18 protein-coding genes are annotated in these 18613 nt (G+C 51.7%); 14 read left to right on the top strand and 4 right to left on the bottom strand.

Going from position 1 to position 18613, the window contains the following annotated elements:
* Nucleotides 1-2: 2 nt before the first annotated feature.
* From plsX to CAFE_RS13255, 12 genes are read left to right on the top strand one after another with little or no spacing between them, the layout of a single operon-like run.
* Nucleotides 3-1007, top strand: a complete 1005-nt coding sequence (gene plsX, locus CAFE_RS13200) for a phosphate acyltransferase PlsX (protein ID WP_156990918.1) — start codon at nt 3-5, stop codon at nt 1005-1007.
* 25 nt (nt 1008-1032) lie between these two features.
* Complete coding sequence (gene rnc / locus CAFE_RS13205) at nt 1033-1707, top strand: ribonuclease III (protein ID WP_156990919.1); 675 nt, start codon at nt 1033-1035, stop codon at nt 1705-1707.
* Complete coding sequence (locus CAFE_RS13210; RefSeq protein WP_156990920.1) at nt 1707-2732, top strand: elongator complex protein 3; 1026 nt, start codon at nt 1707-1709, stop codon at nt 2730-2732. The genes rnc and CAFE_RS13210 overlap by 1 nt, the downstream gene beginning before the upstream one ends.
* On the top strand, nt 2723-6295 hold the full coding sequence (gene smc, locus CAFE_RS13215) for a chromosome segregation protein SMC (protein ID WP_156990921.1): 3573 nt from the start codon (nt 2723-2725) through the stop codon (nt 6293-6295). Before CAFE_RS13210 ends, smc begins: the two co-directional genes overlap by 10 nt.
* A gap of 19 nt (nt 6296-6314) precedes the next feature.
* On the top strand, nt 6315-7259 hold the full coding sequence (gene ftsY, locus CAFE_RS13220; protein ID WP_066650537.1) for a signal recognition particle-docking protein FtsY: 945 nt from the start codon (nt 6315-6317) through the stop codon (nt 7257-7259).
* A complete protein-coding gene (rdgB, locus tag CAFE_RS13225; protein WP_066650534.1) occupies nt 7234-7812 on the top strand; it encodes an RdgB/HAM1 family non-canonical purine NTP pyrophosphatase in 579 nt (192 codons plus the stop codon). Before ftsY ends, rdgB begins: the two co-directional genes overlap by 26 nt.
* A gap of 2 nt (nt 7813-7814) precedes the next feature.
* A complete protein-coding gene (locus tag CAFE_RS13230; protein WP_066650533.1) occupies nt 7815-8120 on the top strand; it encodes a YhbY family RNA-binding protein in 306 nt (101 codons plus the stop codon).
* Nucleotides 8121-8155: 35 nt separating this feature from the next.
* Nucleotides 8156-8779, top strand: a complete 624-nt coding sequence (nadD, locus tag CAFE_RS13235; protein WP_066650622.1) for a nicotinate-nucleotide adenylyltransferase — start codon at nt 8156-8158, stop codon at nt 8777-8779.
* A complete protein-coding gene (yqeK, locus tag CAFE_RS13240; RefSeq protein ID WP_066650532.1) occupies nt 8760-9353 on the top strand; it encodes a bis(5'-nucleosyl)-tetraphosphatase (symmetrical) YqeK in 594 nt (197 codons plus the stop codon). The genes nadD and yqeK overlap by 20 nt, the downstream gene beginning before the upstream one ends.
* Nucleotides 9354-9355: 2 nt before the next feature.
* Nucleotides 9356-9709: a ribosome silencing factor gene (gene rsfS / locus CAFE_RS13245; RefSeq protein ID WP_066650531.1), complete on the top strand. Its 354-nt coding sequence runs from the start codon at nt 9356-9358 to the stop codon at nt 9707-9709.
* Between the two features lie 59 nt (nt 9710-9768).
* Complete coding sequence (leuS, locus tag CAFE_RS13250; protein ID WP_066650530.1) at nt 9769-12174, top strand: leucine--tRNA ligase; 2406 nt, start codon at nt 9769-9771, stop codon at nt 12172-12174.
* A gap of 57 nt (nt 12175-12231) precedes the next feature.
* Nucleotides 12232-12759 carry a cysteine hydrolase family protein gene (locus tag CAFE_RS13255; protein ID WP_066650529.1) on the top strand — a complete coding sequence of 176 codons (528 nt, stop codon included), beginning with the start codon at nt 12232-12234 and terminating at the stop codon, nt 12757-12759.
* A gap of 72 nt (nt 12760-12831) precedes the next feature.
* On the opposite strand, the gene CAFE_RS13260 is transcribed toward CAFE_RS13255, so the two are convergent.
* Together CAFE_RS13260 and CAFE_RS13265 are read right to left on the bottom strand one after the other, a co-directional pair.
* The gene (locus CAFE_RS13260; RefSeq protein ID WP_233452811.1) at nt 12832-13110 is read right to left on the bottom strand and encodes a DUF1294 domain-containing protein; all 279 of its coding nucleotides are present in this window, start codon (nt 13108-13110) and stop codon (nt 12832-12834) included.
* A gap of 21 nt (nt 13111-13131) precedes the next feature.
* Nucleotides 13132-13497: a zinc ribbon domain-containing protein gene (locus CAFE_RS13265; RefSeq protein WP_156990922.1), complete on the bottom strand. Its 366-nt coding sequence runs from the start codon at nt 13495-13497 to the stop codon at nt 13132-13134.
* An 88-nt stretch (nt 13498-13585) separates the two neighbouring features.
* Here CAFE_RS13265 and CAFE_RS13270 point away from each other — a divergent pair, with 88 nt between their 5' ends.
* On the top strand, nt 13586-14875 hold the full coding sequence (locus CAFE_RS13270; protein WP_233452812.1) for a glycoside hydrolase family 10 protein: 1290 nt from the start codon (nt 13586-13588) through the stop codon (nt 14873-14875).
* Here the strand turns inward: CAFE_RS13270 and mtaB are convergent.
* The gene (gene mtaB, locus CAFE_RS13275) at nt 14839-16173 is read right to left on the bottom strand and encodes a tRNA (N(6)-L-threonylcarbamoyladenosine(37)-C(2))-methylthiotransferase MtaB (protein ID WP_066650526.1); all 1335 of its coding nucleotides are present in this window, start codon (nt 16171-16173) and stop codon (nt 14839-14841) included. The two genes, CAFE_RS13270 and mtaB, sit on opposite strands and share 37 nt — an antisense overlap.
* Nucleotides 16174-16303: 130 nt before the next feature.
* Between mtaB and CAFE_RS13280 the strand changes: the two genes are divergently transcribed.
* Nucleotides 16304-16552, top strand: coding sequence for an HPr family phosphocarrier protein (locus CAFE_RS13280; protein WP_066650524.1), 249 nt, complete (start codon nt 16304-16306; stop codon nt 16550-16552).
* Nucleotides 16553-16594: 42 nt separating this feature from the next.
* On the opposite strand, the gene CAFE_RS13285 is transcribed toward CAFE_RS13280, so the two are convergent.
* Entirely contained in the window at nt 16595-18496 is a 1902-nt protein-coding gene (locus CAFE_RS13285; RefSeq protein ID WP_156990923.1) for an ABC-F family ATP-binding cassette domain-containing protein, read from the bottom strand.
* Nucleotides 18497-18613: the final 117 nt, after the last annotated feature.

Raw genomic sequence — 18613 nt, forward strand, 5'->3', positions numbered from 1 at the left:
ATATGAAAATCATCGTTGACGCATTTGGCGGCGATAACGCTCCGCTTGAAATTATCAGGGGATGCGCGGACGCCGTGAAAGGCCTGGGCGTCGATATCGTTCTGACCGGCCGCGAACAGGAGATCCGCAGGGTCGCGCAGGAGAACGGCATATCGCTCGAACGGATGGAAATCTGCGACGCTCCCGACGTCATTACCATGGAGGATTCCGCCGGGGATATCATGAAAGCAAAATCGGATTGTTCCATGGCCCTGGGACTTCGTTTGCTTGCGCAGGGGAAAGGAGACGCCTTTGTTTCCGGAGGGAACAGCGGCGCTCTGGTTGTCGGGGCCACACTGATTGTTAAGCGAATCAAGGGAGTGCGCCGGATTGCATTTGCCCCTATTATGCCGAAAAACAAAGGATGCTTTATGCTTATCGACAGCGGCGCAAACGTGGACTGCAAACCTGAAATGCTGCAGCAGTTCGGCATCATGGGCTCCATTTATATGGAAAAGGTTATGGGGATAAAACGACCCCGCGTCGCGCTTGCAAATATCGGTGTGGAGGACCACAAAGGCGGCGAGCTCCAGCACAGTTCGTTTGCTTTGCTCAAAAATTCCGGCCTCAATTTTGTCGGCAACATCGAAGCCCGCGATATCCCGGACAACGCCGGAGACGTCATTGTGGCGGACGGGTTTACGGGCAATGTCATCTTAAAGCTGTACGAGGGCGTCGCGCTGATGCTGATGGGGAAGCTGAAGGACATTTTCACACACAGCGTGAAAAACAAGCTGGCTGCCGCCGTCGTGCTCGGCGATATAAAGGCACTCAAACAAAATTTCGATTACAACGAATACGGCGGAGCGCCGCTGATGGGATGCTCAAAGCCCGTATTCAAAACCCATGGCAGTGCGAAGGCAAAAACAGTATACAATGCTCTGCGGCTGACGAAAGCCTATGTGGAAGGCAATGTGGTTGACGAAATCGCTTCCAGCATAGCAAGATACGGAGCGGACGAAAAATAAAAAATTAGGACTGGGGGCGGACTGATTGACCGAACTGGAAGAAAAGCTCGGATACCATTTTAAAAACAAAGATTACCTGAAAACTGCGTTGACCCACTCCTCTTTTGCGAATGAAAATAAAGTCCCCGGCGGGAGCAATGAGAGACTGGAGTTTTTAGGAGATTCCATTCTCGGGCTGGTGGTGGCGGATTATCTGTATAAGAGTTTTCCCCGTCTGCCGGAGGGGGACCTGACCAAAAAGAGAGCGGCGCTGGTCTGTGAAAAGGCGTGCTGCGGGTTTTCACGTCAGCTCGGCGTGGGCAAATATCTTTTGTTAAGCCGGGGAGAACAGAACTCAGGCGGAAGAACCCGTTCTTCCATTCTTGCGGATGCTTTTGAATCGATTACCGCCGCGATTTATCTGGACGGCGGGATGGATGAAAGCCGCAAATTTGTGCTGCGTTTTGTTCTGCCTCTCTTAAAGGAGACAAAGCCGAAAATTTTTAAAGATTATAAAACGTCGCTGCAGGAAATCGTGCAGAAAAATCCTGAGGAAACGCTGGAATACGTCCTGACCGGGGAAAGCGGACCTGATCATGACAAGCATTTCACAGTCGAGGTCTGTCTGGACCATAATGTGATTGGCAAAGGCGGGGGCCGAAGCAAAAAAGAGGCGGAGCAGCAGGCGGCGCGCGAGGCGCTGGAACTGATGGGGTACTGATGCGTCACGCAAACGTAGCTCTTTTTGTACCAAACAACGGCTGTCCGCACGCGTGCAGTTTTTGCAGTCAGAAAACGATTACGGGAAAAGCCTTTCAGCCGGAAGCGGCGGATGTTGTTTCCGCCGTGGAAACGGCGCTGTCCGATTTGGGGCAGAAATCGAAATTTGCCGAAATCGCCTTCTTTGGCGGCAGCTTTACCGCTGTGGAACGCAATTACATGATCTCTCTTCTGGAAGCGGCGTACCCTTATGTGAAAAGCGGTTCTTTCGCGGGAATCCGGATTTCCACGCGCCCGGACGCGATCGACCGTGAGGTTCTGTCCGTTCTGCGGGAATACGGAGTAACGACCATCGAGCTTGGCGCGCAGAGCATGGACGACCGAGTCCTTGAACTGAATGAAAGAGGGCATACCGCGGAACAGGTAAGGACTGCGGCCGCCCTGATTCGCTCACAGGGCTTTTTCCTTGGGCTCCAGATGATGACGGGCCTGTACGGCGACACCCTGTCCGGCGCTGTCGCGACCGCGAAACAGATTGCAGCTCTGAATCCCGACTGTGTGAGGATTTATCCGACGATTGTCCTGAAAGGGACAAAACTGGGCGAACTGTACCGGGAGGGGAAATACTGCCCTCCCGGTCTGGAAGAAACGGTCGGCTTGTGCGCCAATCTGCTGGACCTTTTTGAGGGAAAACACATCCCTGTGATTCGCCTTGGCCTGCATGCGTCTCCCGAACTGGAGCGCGATATGCTTGCGGGGCCGTGGCATCCCGCTTTCCGCGAGCTTTGCGAAAGCAGACGAATGCTTGACCGGATCATACGCGCCCTTCGTGAGAATCAGGTGCCGGAGGGCAATATCACCATTCGGGTCAACCCTACGGGCGTCTCCGTTGCGGTCGGGCAAAAAAAGAGGAATCTTCAGGCGCTCTCGGCGCTTGGATATTCCGCGAAAGTGGAACGGAATTTATCGTTAAAGCAAAGGGAATTTCAAATTGATTTGGATGGAGGGAAAAGGATTTGCTGCTGAAATCGCTGGAACTACAGGGATTTAAGACGTTTCCGGACCGGACAACGCTTACCTTCCACAACGGCATCACAGCGGTTGTCGGCCCAAACGGAAGCGGAAAAAGCAATATCAGCGACGCGGTTCGATGGGTCCTTGGGGAACAATCCGTCCGTTCTCTGCGCTGTACAAAAATGGAGGACGTCATATTCGGCGGAACGCCGGCGCGCAAGGCGCTCGGCTTTGCCGAGGTTACCCTGAATATCGACAACACCGGGCGTCAGCTTCCTTTCGATTCCGACAGTGTTTCCGTAACGCGGAGATATTACCGCTCCGGAGAAAGCGAATACCTGATCAACAAGACAAATGTCAGGCTGAAGGATATCAACGAGCTGTTTATGGACACCGGCCTGGGCAGGGACGGGTATTCCATGATCGGCCAGGGAAAAATCGACGCGATTGTGGCGGCGCGCAGCGAGGACCGCAGGGAAATTTTTGAAGAAGCCGCCGGAATTTCCCGATTTCGCTACCGCAGAGAAGAGTCGGAACGCCGCTTATCCCAGGCGGAAGACAATCTGGTACGCCTCAACGACATCCTTGCCGAACTCGAAAGCCGCGTCGGGCCGCTGGGCGAACAGGCGGAAAAAGCGAAGGAATACCTCAAGCTTGCGGAGGAAAAACGAAAGCTGGAAATCAGCCTGTGGCTGAGGACATTAACCCAGTCTTCGCTCACTCTGCGGGAGCAGGAGGATAAAATTCTTGCGGCGAAGACGCAGCACGAAGCAGCGGAACAGGCAATTCTGGCTTTGGATGAGGAATTGGAAAAGATCTTCAGCCGTTCGAATCAGTGCTCTGCAAAAATAGACGAGACCAGAAGAGAAAGCACTTCGCTGGATGAAAGCGCCGTACAGAAGGACGCGGAGGCTTCCGTTTTAAAAAACGATATTTTGCATAACAATGAGAATAAGGAACGGATCGGGTCCGAAATCGAGCAGTACCGTCTTTCCGGAGAAGAACTGCTTCGGATGATAGAGGATAAGAAAAGACAAATTGCAGAGAAGACAGAATCCATCAGGTCGAGAGACGCAGATTTTGCCGACTGTTCCGAGCGGCTGGAGCAACTGAAGAACAGCCTGAACGAAACGGCGGGCAGGATGGACGGCTTTACCCGCGAGATGACAAATCTTTCCGCAAAGGCCACGGACGTAAAGATGAATGAAATGACTGCGGCCGCCTCTATTGCGGAAATCCGGCTTCGTTTGAACGAGATACATAAAAACATGGAGGAAACAGACTCCAGAAATGAATCGCTGAGGAAAAAAGAGGAAGAATATCTACAAAAACTGGAAAACCTGAATCAGCTGATCAAAACGCTCGGCAACACCGTTCAGGGCCATGAGATGCGCCTGAAATCCCGAAAAGACCGGTTGGAAGCCTCCCGCAGGCAAAGCGACAGCCTTCGCCTGGATCTGGAAGAGCATCTGCGCAGAGCCCGTCTGCTGGAAGATCTGGAACGCAATCTTGAGGGCTTTTCCCAGAGCGTGAAGGTTGTGATGAAAGAAACCGCTCGCGGTGCGCTGACCGGAATCCACGGGCCGGTTTCCCGACTGATCCGCGTTCCGAAAGATTATTCCGTCGCCATTGAAACGGCGCTCGGCGCTTCCATGCAGAATGTCGTCGTCGGCACGGAACAGGACGCGAAACGCGCGATCGGCCTGCTGAAAGAACGAAATTCGGGACGTGCCACATTCCTTCCGCTTTCCGTGATACGGGGCAGAGTCCTTTCGGAGTCGGGTTTGTCTTCCTGCCCGGGATTTGTCGGAGTTGCTTCCGAATTATGCTCCTGTGATCCCCAATATCAGGAGATTTTGAATTCTCTTCTGGGTAGAATCGCGGTAGCGGAAAATCTGGATTTCGCCGTTGCCATCGCCGGAAAATTCGGATACCGTTTCCGCGTGGTTACGCTGGACGGCCAGGTGGTAAACGCGGGCGGCTCGCTGACAGGCGGCTCGCTCGCAAAAAACTCGGGACTTTTGAGCAGGGCCGCAGAGATCGAAACTCTGAAAAAAAAGGCCGGGGAGCTTCGCGGTAAGGCGGAACAATCCTCGGAAGCGCTGAAATCGGCGGCACAGGAGGTGTCTGCGGAGGAAGCGGCCCTCTCGACGGCAAAAGGGGAACTTGCGACCGCGCAGGAGGAAAAAATCCATGCCGATGCGGAACACCGCAGAATTCTTGCGGATCTGCAGTCCGCTGAAAAAGGCGCCGAAAACCTTCGCCGGGAAGAGGCGACGGCCGAGACGCGCCTGAAAGAACAGGAAGAAACCGTTCGCGGCGCTCGGCAGAAATCCGAAGAATTGAACGGCCGCGTCGAGGCACTAAAAGCCGAACTGGAAAAAGCGGGCGGCAACCGAAGGGAACTCACGGCTCAGTTGGACGAACTGACCTCTTCCCTGAAACAAATCGAGCTGGACAGGCTTTCCGCTCAAAAGGATGCAGAGTCTTTAAAAGAAACCGCAAGAGAGTTGGAAGAACGCAGACTGGGCCAGAAAGAAAAGCTCGGCGCATTGGCGGACGAAATAAAATCAATCGAAGCTTCCACGGCCGAACTGACCGCCAGAATAGAAAGTCTTGGCAAAGAAGCGGAAGAATTAAAGCTTCAATCGGCTCAGGCATCCCAAAAAGCAGAAGAACTCAGTCAGGAACGCATGGAGCTGGAAAAGAAATCGGTGGAGCTGCGTGCGGCCGAACGTGAAAAATCGGAGGAAAAAGAAAAAATCGGTCACGAGCTTGCCCGCCTGGAAGAGCGCCGGACCAGCCTGCAGAAGGAATACGATGAAATCATTTCACACCTCTGGGAGGAATACGAACTGACCCGCAGGGAAGCGGAACAGGAAGCGGAGCCCGCGTCGGACCCGAAAGAAGCTCAGCGAAGGCTGAACGAATTGAAGGGCCGGATCAAATTGCTTGGTACGGTGAACCTTTCCGCAGTCGAGGAGTATCGGGAAGTATCCGAGCGTTATGAGTTTATGAAAGCGCAGATCACGGACGTGGAACAGTCCAGGGATGAGCTGAAAAAGCTCATCGGAGGGCTGACCGAACGGATGAAGGACCTGTTTGCGGGCCGGTTTGAACAGATCAACCGTTATTTTTCGGAAACCTTCCGTGACCTGTTCGCCGGAGGTAAGGCAGGGCTTTCCCTCAGTGAGCCCGACGACGTGCTGAACTCCGGTATTGAAATTTCCGTACAACCGCCGGGTAAGATCGTTTCTCATCTGGAGGCTCTGTCCGGCGGCGAAAAGGCGCTGGTCGCAATCGCGCTTTATTTTGCGATTATGAAAGTAAATCCGCCGCCGTTCTGCGTGCTGGATGAAATCGAGGCGGCGCTTGACGATGTGAACGTCGACCGTTTTGCCGCCTATCTTCGGAGGATGACCGCGAACACGCAGTTCATCGTCATCACGCACCGGCGCGGCAGCATGGAGGAAGCCGACGTCCTGTACGGCGTGACCATGCAGGACGAGGGCGTTTCCAAAATGCTGGAGATGCCCGCTTCAGAAATAGAAACAAAAATGGGAATCAGGCCTTAAGGGGCGGAAAGGGGGAGCCATGGGATTATTTTCGAAAATCAGGGACGGTCTGAAAAAGACCAGGGAAAGCATGAGCGCATCCGTTTCGGCCATGCTGAACTCCTTCACAAAAATAGACGAATCTCTGTTTGAGGAATTGGAAGAACTTTTAATTATGGGCGACGTCGGGGTCGAAACCGCCGGCCGTGTCTGCGAAGAGCTGCGCCGGAAGGTCAAAGAACAGGGCGTCAAAGACCCAAACGACGTTTATGATCTGCTGCGCACGATTGTAGCGGATATGCTCCGGGGCGGAGAAGAGCTGAAAATCGGGACAAAGCCGTCCGTGATTCTGGTGATCGGAGTCAACGGCGTAGGGAAAACAACAACGATCGGCAAGCTTGCGGCACTGCTCGGAAGTCAGGGAAAAAAAGTGATTCTGGGGGCGGCAGACACCTTCCGCGCGGCCGCGATCGAGCAGCTTGAAGTTTGGGCGCAGCGCTCCGGGGCGGAACTGGTCAAGCAGACGCAGGGCAGCGACCCGGCGTCCGTGGTGTTTGATTCCATCGCGGCCGCAAAGGCGCGCGAAGCTGATGTGGTGATCTGCGACACGGCCGGGCGGCTTCACAATAAAAAGAACCTGATGGAAGAGCTTTCAAAAATCAGCCGTGTCATCCAGAGAGAGGCGCCGGACGCGGACCGGGAGGTTCTTCTGGTCCTCGACGCGGCCACCGGACAGAACGCCGTCAGCCAGGCGCGGGAATTTCAGTCAGCCGCCGAGATTACCGGAATCGTTCTGACCAAGCTGGATGGGACGCCCAAGGGCGGCGTTGTCCTCTCCATCCGCGAAGAATTAGGCCTGCCTGTTAAGTTTATCGGAGTCGGGGAACAGGTGGACGATTTGCAGACGTTCGACGCGGACCAATTTGCAAGGGCGCTGTTCGAAAGGCAGGAAGAAACGAATGAAACTGATCATAGCGACGCATAATCCGGATAAGATCAAGGAATTCGAACGGATTTTATCTCCTCTGTCCGTGACGGTAACAACCGCAAAGCTGGACGAGGTGGAAGAAACCGGGAGCACATTTGAAGAAAACGCATTTTTAAAGGCGGATGCGGCGTGCAGGGCCACCGGCCTGCCGGCCGTTGCGGATGACTCCGGGCTTGCGGTGGACATTTTAAACGGAGAGCCGGGCGTTTACTCCGCCCGATATGCCGGAGAAGGGGCAAGCAGTGAAGACTGCAACCGAAAGCTTCTCCATGCGCTCCGCGATCTTCCGGCGGAGAAAAGAAGCGCACGGTTCGTCTGTGCGATTTGCTGTGTCTTTCCAAACGGAGACATCATTACGGCGCGCGGCGAATGTGAGGGTTCCATTGCCTTTTCCCCAAGAGGTTCCGGCGGCTTTGGATATGACCCTCTGTTTTTGGTTGGCGGCCGGTCATTCGGGGAGCTGTCCGGGGACGAAAAGGATAAAATCAGCCACAGGGGACGAGCATTGCGTGAATTTGCCGAAAAATTGAAAAAATATGAGGAGCAATGAAAATGCTGACTGGAAAACAGCGCGCTTATCTGCGCTCGCTGGCCAATCCGATCGACACGATTTTAATTGTGGGAAAATCCGGCATTGGCGACGATTTAATCAAGCAGGCGGATGATGCGCTGACCGCCAGGGAACTGATCAAGGGCAGAGTCCTGGAAACATCCCCCGTTTCCGCAAGAGAGGCGGCGGATCAAATCGCCGGTTTGGTTCGGGCCGAATCCGTTCAGGTAATCGGTTCCAGATTTGTTTTATACAGAAGAAATGAAAAGGATCCTAAAATAGTACTTCCCAAACAGGGAAAAAAGTAATATGATAAAAAAATAAGGGAATGCCGGGTGAAACAATGCGGAAAATAGCGGTCATGGGCGGAACCTTTAATCCGATCCATAACGGCCACCTGCATTTGGTGCGCCGATTTCAACAGATCATTGGCGCCGACCGCGTGCTGCTGATTCCCACGGGGACTCCGCCGCATAAAATCGCGCCGAATCTTGCACCTGCGCGGGATCGGCTTGAAATGTGCAGACTGGCAGTACTGCCGGACGGATTTGAGGTCAGCGATATGGAGATCAGAAGAACCGGCCCCAGCTATACTTCCGACACACTGCGGGCAGTAAAAAGGGAAAATCCGGACGCGGAGCTTTTTTTTATCACGGGCGAGGACATGTTTCTGACCCTGCACGACTGGCACGAGCCGGAGGTCATTTACTCGCTGGCAACGGTGTGTTCCGCGCCGAGAAGCAGCCGCGGTTGTTCCGCGCTGCGGTCGTATGCGGAGAGGGCCGTTAAGAATGGAGCGAAAACAATGATCTGCGATATTCAATATTTGCCGATTTCCTCCACAATAGTTCGCGACGCCGTTAGAAGAGGCGAAGATTTGCTGGATTACGTCCCGACTGCCGTCGCCGATTATATCTATCACCATCATCTGTATTTGGAGGAGCAAAATGAATCTGGAATCATATAAATCGGCTATTCGCGGTCTTCTTGGAGACAAGCGCTACGAGCATTCCGTGTGCGTTGCCCGCGCTGCGGTATCCCTGGCTCAAAAATACGGCGCGGATGAAAAAAAAGCGGAAACCGCGGGGATTCTTCACGATATCATGAAAGACCTTCCGCAGGAAGAGCAAAAAGAACGAATGAGGCAGTACGGGATCCGGCTTACGGATGTTGAAAAAAACGCGCCGAAGCTGTGGCATGCGATTTTGGCGTCGGAATATATCCGCCGTGAACTCGGGGTAACCGACCCTGAAATCCTGCAGGCCGTGCGTTACCATACAACCGGACGTAAAAACATGACTCTTCTGGATAAGATCCTGTTTATTGCGGATTTTATTTCGGATGACAGAGATTACCCCGGTGTGGATAAGTTGCGGCAAGCCGCGAAAAACAGTTTGGAACAGGCTATGATCGAGGGAATCGTTTTTACGGTAAAGGATCTGGCGGATGCCAGACGACCGATTCACCCGGATACGATTGCGGTCTATAATCAAACAATATTGCAGAATTTATCCATCGACACAAATCAGAAAGGTTGTTGAGAATGACGTCACTGGAACTGGCCGTGCAGGCTGCGAAAATACTGGACAGTAAAAAGGCAAAGAATCTCAAAGTTATTGGAATCCGAGACGTTTCGATTCTTGCGGATTATTTTGTTCTTGCGACCGGTACGAGCAGCACGCATGTGAAATCGCTTGCGGATGAAACGGAGTTTCAGCTTGGGGAATCCGGGCTGAACCCCGGGCACAAAGAAGGTTACCGGTCAAATTCATGGGTCCTGCTTGACTATGGGAATGTAGTGGTCCATGTGTTTACGGAGGAATCCAGGAATTTTTACGATCTGGACAGGCTCTGGCAGGACGGAGAAATCGTGGACCTTTCAAAAATGATAGAATGACTTGCTGTTCGGCCTGTTACCCGGCCGTGAAAATGATACAATGTAGGGGCGAATAATCAATGAAATATGATCACAGGCAAATCGAAAAAAAATGGCAGGACCGTTGGGAGAAAGCCGGGGTATTTCACGCCTCCGACAGCCACGATAGGCCGAAATACTATACGCTGATCGAATTTCCGTATCCTTCGGGTCAGGGACTTCATGTGGGGCATCCAAGATCGTATACCGCGATGGATATTATCGCGCGCAAGCGCCGTATGCAGGGTTACAATGTTCTGTATCCGATCGGCTGGGACGCGTTTGGACTGCCCAGCGAAAACTACGCGATTAAAAACCATGTTCATCCTGCGGAAGTTACCAAGAAGAATGTCGCGAGATTCAAACAACAGCTTCAATCGCTGGGCCTGTCGTTCGACTGGACGCGCGAGATCAATACAACCGACCCGGAGTATTATAAATGGACACAGTGGATTTTTTTGCAGCTGTTTAAGCACGGTCTGGCCTATAAGAAAGAAATGGCCGTCAACTGGTGCACCTCCTGCAAATGCGTTCTTGCGAACGAAGAGGTGGTCAACGGCGTATGTGAACGCTGCGGCAGCGAAGTGGTTCGCAAGGTAAAATCACAGTGGATGCTGAAAATCACGGAATACGCACAGCGGCTGATTGACGACCTTGCTCTGGTGGACTATCCCGACCGCGTGAAGTCACAGCAGATCAACTGGATCGGCCGTTCCACGGGAGCCGAGGTGGACTTCAAAACGACTGCCGGCGACTGTCTTACGGTATATACCACGCGCCCCGACACACTCTACGGCGTAACCTATATGGTGGTTTCACCCGAACATCCCCTTCTGGAAAAATGGAAAGGGCTGATTCGGAATGCGGATGAAGTGGCCGCCTATCAGGAGGCCGCTTCCAAAAAATCGGATTTTGAACGTACGGAGGTTGCAAAAGATAAAACCGGAGTCCGTCTTGACGGGATCCGCGCGATCAACCCGGTCAACGGAACGGAAATACCGATTTTTATTTCCGACTATGTCCTGGTTTCTTACGGAACCGGAGCAATCATGGCCGTGCCGGCTCATGATACCCGCGACTGGGAATTTGCCAAGAAGTTCAATCTTCCCATCATTGAAGTCGTCCAGGGCGGAAATGTACAGAAAGAAGCCTTTACGGACTGCGGAACCGGAATTCTGGTCAACTCGGGAATCCTTGACGGATTATCCGTCGAAGAGGCAAAGAAAAAGATCATAGAATTTCTGACGGAGAAGGGCATCGGACGTTCCAAAGTCAACTTTAAACTGCGCGACTGGGTGTTTTCGCGCCAGCGTTACTGGGGGGAACCGATTCCAATCGTTCACTGCGAGAAGTGCGGATATGTCGCCGTTCCCGAGAGTGAGCTGCCGGTTCGCCTGCCGAACGTGAAATCCTATGAGCCGACGGACAACGGGGAATCGCCGCTGGCGCATATGACCGACTGGGTCAATACCACCTGCCCGCGCTGCGGCGGTCCGGCCAAGAGGGAAACCGACACGATGCCCCAGTGGGCAGGTTCTTCCTGGTATTTTCTGCGCTATACCGACGCGCATAGCCACGACGCTTTGGCGGGAGACGACGCCCTGAAATACTGGACGCCCGTCGACTGGTATAACGGCGGAATGGAGCATACAACGCTTCATGTGCTGTACAGCCGCTTCTGGCATAAATTCCTTTATGATATTGGTGTGGTGCCGACTCCGGAACCGTATGCCAAACGTACCAGCCACGGAATGATCCTCGGCGAAAACGGCGAAAAAATGAGCAAGTCGCGCGGCAATGTCGTCAATCCGGATGATATTGTGACTGCTTACGGCGCGGATACCATGCGCCTTTACGAAATGTTTATCGGCGATTTCGAAAAAGCCGCGCCGTGGAGCACCAACGGAATTAAAGGCTGCCGCCGCTTTATTGAGCGGTTCTGGAATCTTCAGGAAATTGTCTGCGATGGAGAGGGCATCCGCCCAGAGTTGGAGGTTCCGTTTAACAAGGCCATTAAAAAAGTAGGGGAAGATGTCGAGAACCTGAAGTTTAATACGGCGATTGCCGCGCTGATGTCGCTGATTAATGACATTACCGCCGTAGGCTCCATTACAAAGGGGGAACTTCGCGTCTTTACCATGCTGCTCAATCTGTTTGCACCCCATGTCTGCGAAGAAGTCTGGGCCAATCAGAAATTCGATGGGATGGTCTGCCAGCAGGAGTGGCCGAAATACGATGAAGCCAAGTGCACGGAGGAAACGGTCGAGATCGCCGTTCAGGTAAACGGCAAGGTACGGGCCCATTTGTCGGTTCCGGCGGAGATTTCGAAAGAGGACGCTCTTTCCCAGGCAAAAGCGAACGGGAAAGTTTCCGCCGAGATCGATGGGAAGAAGCTGGTCAAAGAAATCTATGTTCCTTCCAAGCTGGTAAATCTCGTGGTCAGATAGTTCGGTATTAGCCGCTCTTTTCAGAGCGGCTTTTTCTTCAGAGTGAAGGAGGTTTCTATGAAAAAAATTTTGGTCGTCGTGGATTTTCAAAAGGATTTTGTAATTGGAAGTCTTGGTTTTCCGAACGCGGTTTCGCTGGAAAATAAAATTCTTGAGAAGATTCAAGAATATCGAGCCGTCGGTGGGGAAGTCGTATTCACGTTTGATACTCATGGAGAAGATTATTTAAAGACTCAGGAAGGAAGGAATCTGCCCGTACCGCATTGCCTGAAAAACACGGAAGGCTGGAAGCTGTACGGAAAAGTGGCGGAAGCCCGCGGTTCATCCGACAAATGCTTCGAAAAACGTACTTTCGGATCTTTAGAGCTCGCGGAATATCTTTCCCAAAACGCTTACGACCGTGTGGAACTGGTCGGCCTGGTTTCCAACATCTGTGTTATTTCCAACGCTGTTCTGGCAAAAGCGGCCTTACCCGAAGCTGAAATTATTGTGGACGCACAATGCACGGCCTGCGCGGATGAAGCAATGAACCAAAAAGCATTGGATGTGATGCGCGGTTTACAAATCGGTATTGTGAATGCCTGACCAGAAATAATGCTGTAAATATTCAGTCAAAAAAATCACGCTTCCAATGAAAAGAAGCGTGATTTTTTTATGTTACTGAAACAGTTGCAGCCCAAAGTACAGAACAACACACTGAGCCAGTAAAATCACAGGAATACCGATCATGAATTTTGCGTGCCTTGTTTTATGCCGAATCAGCAGCATGGTAAACAGCATGGCGGGCGAACCGCCTAGGGCGGCAAAAAACAAAAGCCTGCTCTCAGGAATTCGCCATCTGTGCCGCGCTGCGCGGTGTTTATCCACAACGGTGGAAATTGCCGCCATAAGATTAATAATAATCGCGTAACAAATCAAATATATATAACCAGGCAATGTTTTTCCTCCCAGCCTCCATTACAGTCTGGCGCCGCAATTCGGACAAAAACGGCTGTCCGGGTTCACCTGTGCGCCGCAATTCGGACAAAATCTGGCGGCGCGCCCCGCTACGCGGAAAATTTGGTCCGGATTTATCTCTGAACCGGGGCTGCGTTCAATTCGTTTTCCTTCCTCGCGATGGATTTCATAAACGGCTCCGCAGTCAGGGCATGAAATAAAATATCTTTTCCCGAAACGAAACAGGGGAATAAAGAAAAAAGTAAACTGCTTGTAAACGCATGTTACCAATGCCGTCTTTCCCCTGAGAGAGCAGCAGGGAAAATACCCGCAGCTGCGAAAACCCAGTTCCGCAATACCGCTCGTGATTCCAATAATAAAGAACATTTTTCCACCCCCCCGAAGGGATTATTTTACACGATATCGTTATTTCTGTCAAATGATGTTTTTTATGGATATGGAAAGGATGAAAAAAATGGTAATCAGACTGTTTAACCGGCACAGTATGATAGTATGTGTTTTTCTTCTCGCGATCGTTGTTGCCGTGACGATGGCAGTCAATTTTAACCGCAGCCCCAATCTGAAAACATCTGTAGCAAAAAGCCCGAGGCCAAACGAAGCCTGTGCGACTTCCTCCGCGGCGGAAAGCGTCGCTCAGGTCACGGGGAACGAATCGGAAATGCGCGCGGTCTGGGTTCCGTATCTCAGCCTGAATATGAGCAGAGACGACGATAAAAGCGAACAAGCCTTTTTAAATAAGTTTAACACAATTATCAACAACGCAAAAAAGTGCGGAATGAATACGCTGATCGTTCAGGTAAGACCGTTTGCGGACGCGCTGTACAAATCCTCTTATTTTCCTTGGAGCCATGTTGTGGGGGGCACTCAGGGCGTAAATCCGGGGTACGACCCTCTTGCCGATATGGTAAAGGCAAGCCACCAGGCCGGATTGAAGATTCAAGCCTGGGTGAATCCACTGAGAATTCAGGTTTCAAACACGCCTTCCATTTTAGCGGTAGGAAACGTTTACAACACATGGAAGAAAGACAATGCAAAAGCCGACTGGGTGGTCGATTTTGGGGACGGCAAGTATTTTAATCCCGCTTACGGCGGAGTCCGCCGTTTTGTAGCGGACGGAGTAAAGGAGATTGCGCAGAATTACGATGTGGACGGCATCCAATTCGACGACTATTTTTATCCGACACAAGACGCGGCGTTTGATCGGACTGCTTATTCCGCTTACTGTGAATCCGCCAAAAAGACCGGGACTCCGATGAACCTTTCGGACTGGCGGCAGGCAAACGTCAGCGCGATGGTCTCGCTGGTTTATCAGGAAATAAAATCCGTGAATCCATCCCTGCCGTTCGGAATCGCCCCGCAGGGCAACGTTCAGAACGATCTTGCAATGGGCGCAAACGTCACGGAATGGTGCTCCGCAACAGGCTATGTGGATTATATCTGTCCGCAGCTGTACGTCAATTTTGAAAATCCGGTCCTGCCGTTTGACACTGCGGCAAAAGCATGGCGGCAGCTGGTTACAAACAAAAAGGTAAAACTCTATTATGGTCTGGCGGTCTATAAGGCCGGGTCCGACGCGGACAGCGGCACCTGGAAAACTTCCAGCGGGATTCTGGCAAGCCAGGTTGAGTACGGGCGCGAAACCACCTGTGACGGATTCATGTTTTATTCCTGCGATTATCTGGTGGGGGATCAGACAAAGCAGGAGGTTCAGAATGTTGTGGAGGCTTTGGGCCGCTCGCCCTGAACCGGCTCGGCCGCCTCGGCAAGGCAGAAATCCTGCGTGGTTTCCGTGATGCGCACCGTCAGAATTTTTCCGCAGAGGTCTTCGGCGCAGTGCATTCTGACCGGCGTATAATTGGACGTATAGCCCTCATAGACACCGGCCGAGCATTTCCGTTCAAAGAGGACGGATTCCGTCAAGCCGCACTGGCTTTGAAGAAACGCCGACCTTGTTTCCCGGGCCGCTTCAATCATTCGTTTGCTGCGGTCCTCTTTCACCTTCGGGTCCACCTGGTCCGGCGCGCGGTCTGCAACCGTTCCGGGTCTGCGGGAATAAGCGAAAACATGCGCCTTTGCAAAACCGATTTCTTTCAGAAACATTTTGGAGCTTTCAAATTCTTCCTCCGTTTCGCCCGGGAAGCCAACCATAATATCCGTTGTGATCGCGGAATTGGCAAATTCTTTACGCAGATTTCGGACAATCCTTCGATATTCCTCCGTATCGTAATGCCGGTTCATTCTTTTCAGAGTTTCGTCGCAACCGCTTTGAAGCGAAAGATGAAACTGCGGACATAACTTTTCCTGGCGCTTCAAACGTGCTATCACGGATTCGTCCAGTCGTTCCGGCTCGAGGGAACCAAGACGGACCCGTCGGATTCCCTCGACCGCGCAGGCGGCTTCAACCGCGTCACAAAGCGTTAGGCCAAGTTCCTGACCGTATGCGGACAGGTTGATTCCCGTTAAAACGACCTCCCGATAGCCGCCCGCGGCAATTTGCTCCAGTTCGTTTTTCAGCTCTTCCATCGGTTTTGACCGTACCGCTCCGCGTGCATAGGGAATAATGCAATAAGAACAGTAGCGGTTGCAGCCGTCCTCGATTTTCAAGAAAGCGCGTGTCCGCTCAAAAAAACGGTTCGTATTCATCGGCTCGAATTTTTCGCCCCGCTTATGCGGGACGATATCGATGATTCTTTGTCTATCCATCAGATATTTTTGCAAATCGGGCAAAAGGGAGGACCGGTTGGAATTGCCCAGCACAATATCGGCTTCCGCAAGCTCATTTTCAACGGCCTGAGGAAACGCCTGCGGCAGGCATCCGGTTACAACCAAAACCGCACCCGGATTATCTCTGCGGGCACGGTGCAGCATCTGGCGTGCTTTCCGGTCGCTCATTGAAGTTACCGTACAGGTGTTTAAAACGACGATGTCGCTTTCCTGCAAGGAATCACAAACGGTAAAGCCGGCCGACTGAAGACGGTTTAGCAGAACCTGGGATTCATATTGGTTTACTTTGCATCCTAGTGTAAGAACAGATACTTTCATTTGTACACCTTTTATAAAAATAGATATTTTGTTTTGTCGAAAGAAAAAATCTATAGGCAAGTTTAACATTGACCTTGCGTCAGAATTGAGCTATATTTTGTAGAGACAAATAAATCAGGGGGGTAACTGTATGTACACGACTTCGATTCTTCTTTCCAGCATTGAAGCAGTGAAAAAATTTGTCACATTGACAAACAGTTATAATTTTCCGATCAACCTTGCCACCGACAAATATAAAATCGATGCCAAATCGATCATGGGTATTTTCAGTCTTGATTTGTCCAAGCCACTGAAAATTGAAGTCGACAGCAATAATGCGGATGATTTTATCAGGCAGTTACAACAGTTCCAATGCGATCCCGTCCCTATAAAATCTTAAATTTGAAGTTGCAGCGCGGCCGTTCAGACCGACGCTGTTTTTTTATGCCTCTTCCTGCTGGGACAGGCCGCTCCATTCTTCAAAGAGGTTTTCATTCTCTGATTTCAGGGAGTTAATTTGGTTTGCTAGTTCCATCGCAGCCTGATAGTCGCTCGCAGTCTCGGGTTCGGCAAGTTTTTCTTCCAGATCCGCAATGATTTTTTCGTTTTGGTCAATTTCTTTCTCCAGCCGGAGTATCGTTGCTTTTTGTTTTCGAAGCGCGGCCCCCTGTTTCTTTTTCCTTTTATAGTCGTTTTCCATTTCGCTTTCACGGGCAGGCGCTGCGGTCTGTTCGTTTTTTATTTTGTCCAGGTATTCCTGATAATTTGCGCCGCAGTCCTCCAATCCATCCGTTTTTAAAGCGAAAATGCGATTTGCGGTTTTATTGATAAAATAACGGTCGTGAGAAATGATGAGCAAAGTTCCTTCATAATCTTCCAGAGCAGACTCAAGCGCCTCGCAGGACGGAAGATCCAGGTGGTTGGTTGGCTCGTCCAGTAAAAGAAAATTGTCCCGGGACAGCATCAGGCGCAGCAGCAGAATTCTTGCGCGCTCTCCACCGCTCAGAGCCGAAACCTGTTTGAAAACATCTTCCCCCTGATACAAAAAAACCGCAAGCGCACTGCGAACCTGTGTTTCCGTCATTTGAGGATAGTAATCCCAGATTTCGTCAATCACTCTTTTTTCGGGTCTCAGCCCTGTCTGCAGCTGATCGTAATATCCGATTTTTACGCCTGTCCCCAAGCGAAAGGAACCGGAATCCGGAGAAAGCTGCCCCAGAAGAACTTTGATCAGGGATGTTTTGCCGCAGCCGTTAGGGCCGATCAGGAAAACCCGGTTCCCCCGGTAAATCTCAAACGACACGTTCTGAAACAGAAGGTTGTCCCCGAAAGAGAGAGAAAGGTCTTTGGCGGTCAAAACGTCGTTGCCGCTGCGAACATTGATTCCAAACCGGAAGCAAAGCGTGTTTTCCTGCGCGTCCGGTTTCACAAGGGTCTGTTCCAGCCGGTTGATCATTTTCTGCTTGCTTTCCGCAGTCTTAATATTCTTTTCCCGGTTCCACCGGCGCTGCTGCGCGACGATTCCTTCCAGACGGCTGATTTCTTTTCTAGTGTTTTCGTACTGTCGGCTTACGGAGAGATCGTTGTTTTCCTTTTGCTCCAGATAGGAGGTGTAACTTCCTTTATAGAGCCTCAGCTTGTGATTCTTCAGTTCAAACGTCCGGTTTGTTACCCGATCCAGAAAATAACGGTCGTGGGAAATTACCAGAAAGGCCGCTTTGGAAGAGCGCAGAAAATCCTCCAGCCATTCGACGGACGCAAGATCAAGATGGTTGGTCGGTTCATCCAGCAACATCAGGTTTGCACCGCTGAGTAGCAGCTTTGCCAGCTGCAGTTTCGCGCGCTGTCCGCCGCTCAGCCTGCCGATCGGGGTAGCCGTCTGTTCCTCGTCAAAGCCAAGCCCAAGAAGCGCGGAACGCGCACGGCTTCGAAAGGTCAGCCCTCCGTCCGCAATGAATCTTTCGTTCAGTACGGTTTGCCGATCTATAAGAGAATCAACGTTTTCCGCGCTGCCGTTGAGAAGTATCCGTTCGATTTTTTGCAGCTCGTGCTCCTGAGCAAGAAGCGCTGAAAACACCGTGAGAACTTCATCCAGAGCGCTCCTGTCAAGGTCGCGGCAAACATGCTGTTCCATATAGCCAAGCGTCGTTTTTCCTGCGGCCGAGATGGTTCCTGCGTCCGGGGACAACTCTCCGGTAATCAGTCTAAACAAGGTTGTTTTTCCGGAACCGTTGCTTCCTATCAGTCCGACATGGTCGTTTTCCTGTATTTCAAAGGAAATATCGCTCAGCACCACCTGCGTACCGAACGATTTTTCCAGATTTCCGATGCTGAGGTAACCCATGCTCTATTCCTTCCTATGTACACTGCTTGTCAAGCAGGATTCACGGCTTTGATTGCCGTTCAAATCATTATAACGGAATTGCCGGCTGAAATCAAGGACGCGCGCGGTTCCCGGGCA

Origin of the sequence: Caproicibacter fermentans, assembly GCF_009746625.1 — a bacterium.
GTDB lineage: Bacteria > Bacillota > Clostridia > Oscillospirales > Acutalibacteraceae > Caproicibacter > Caproicibacter fermentans.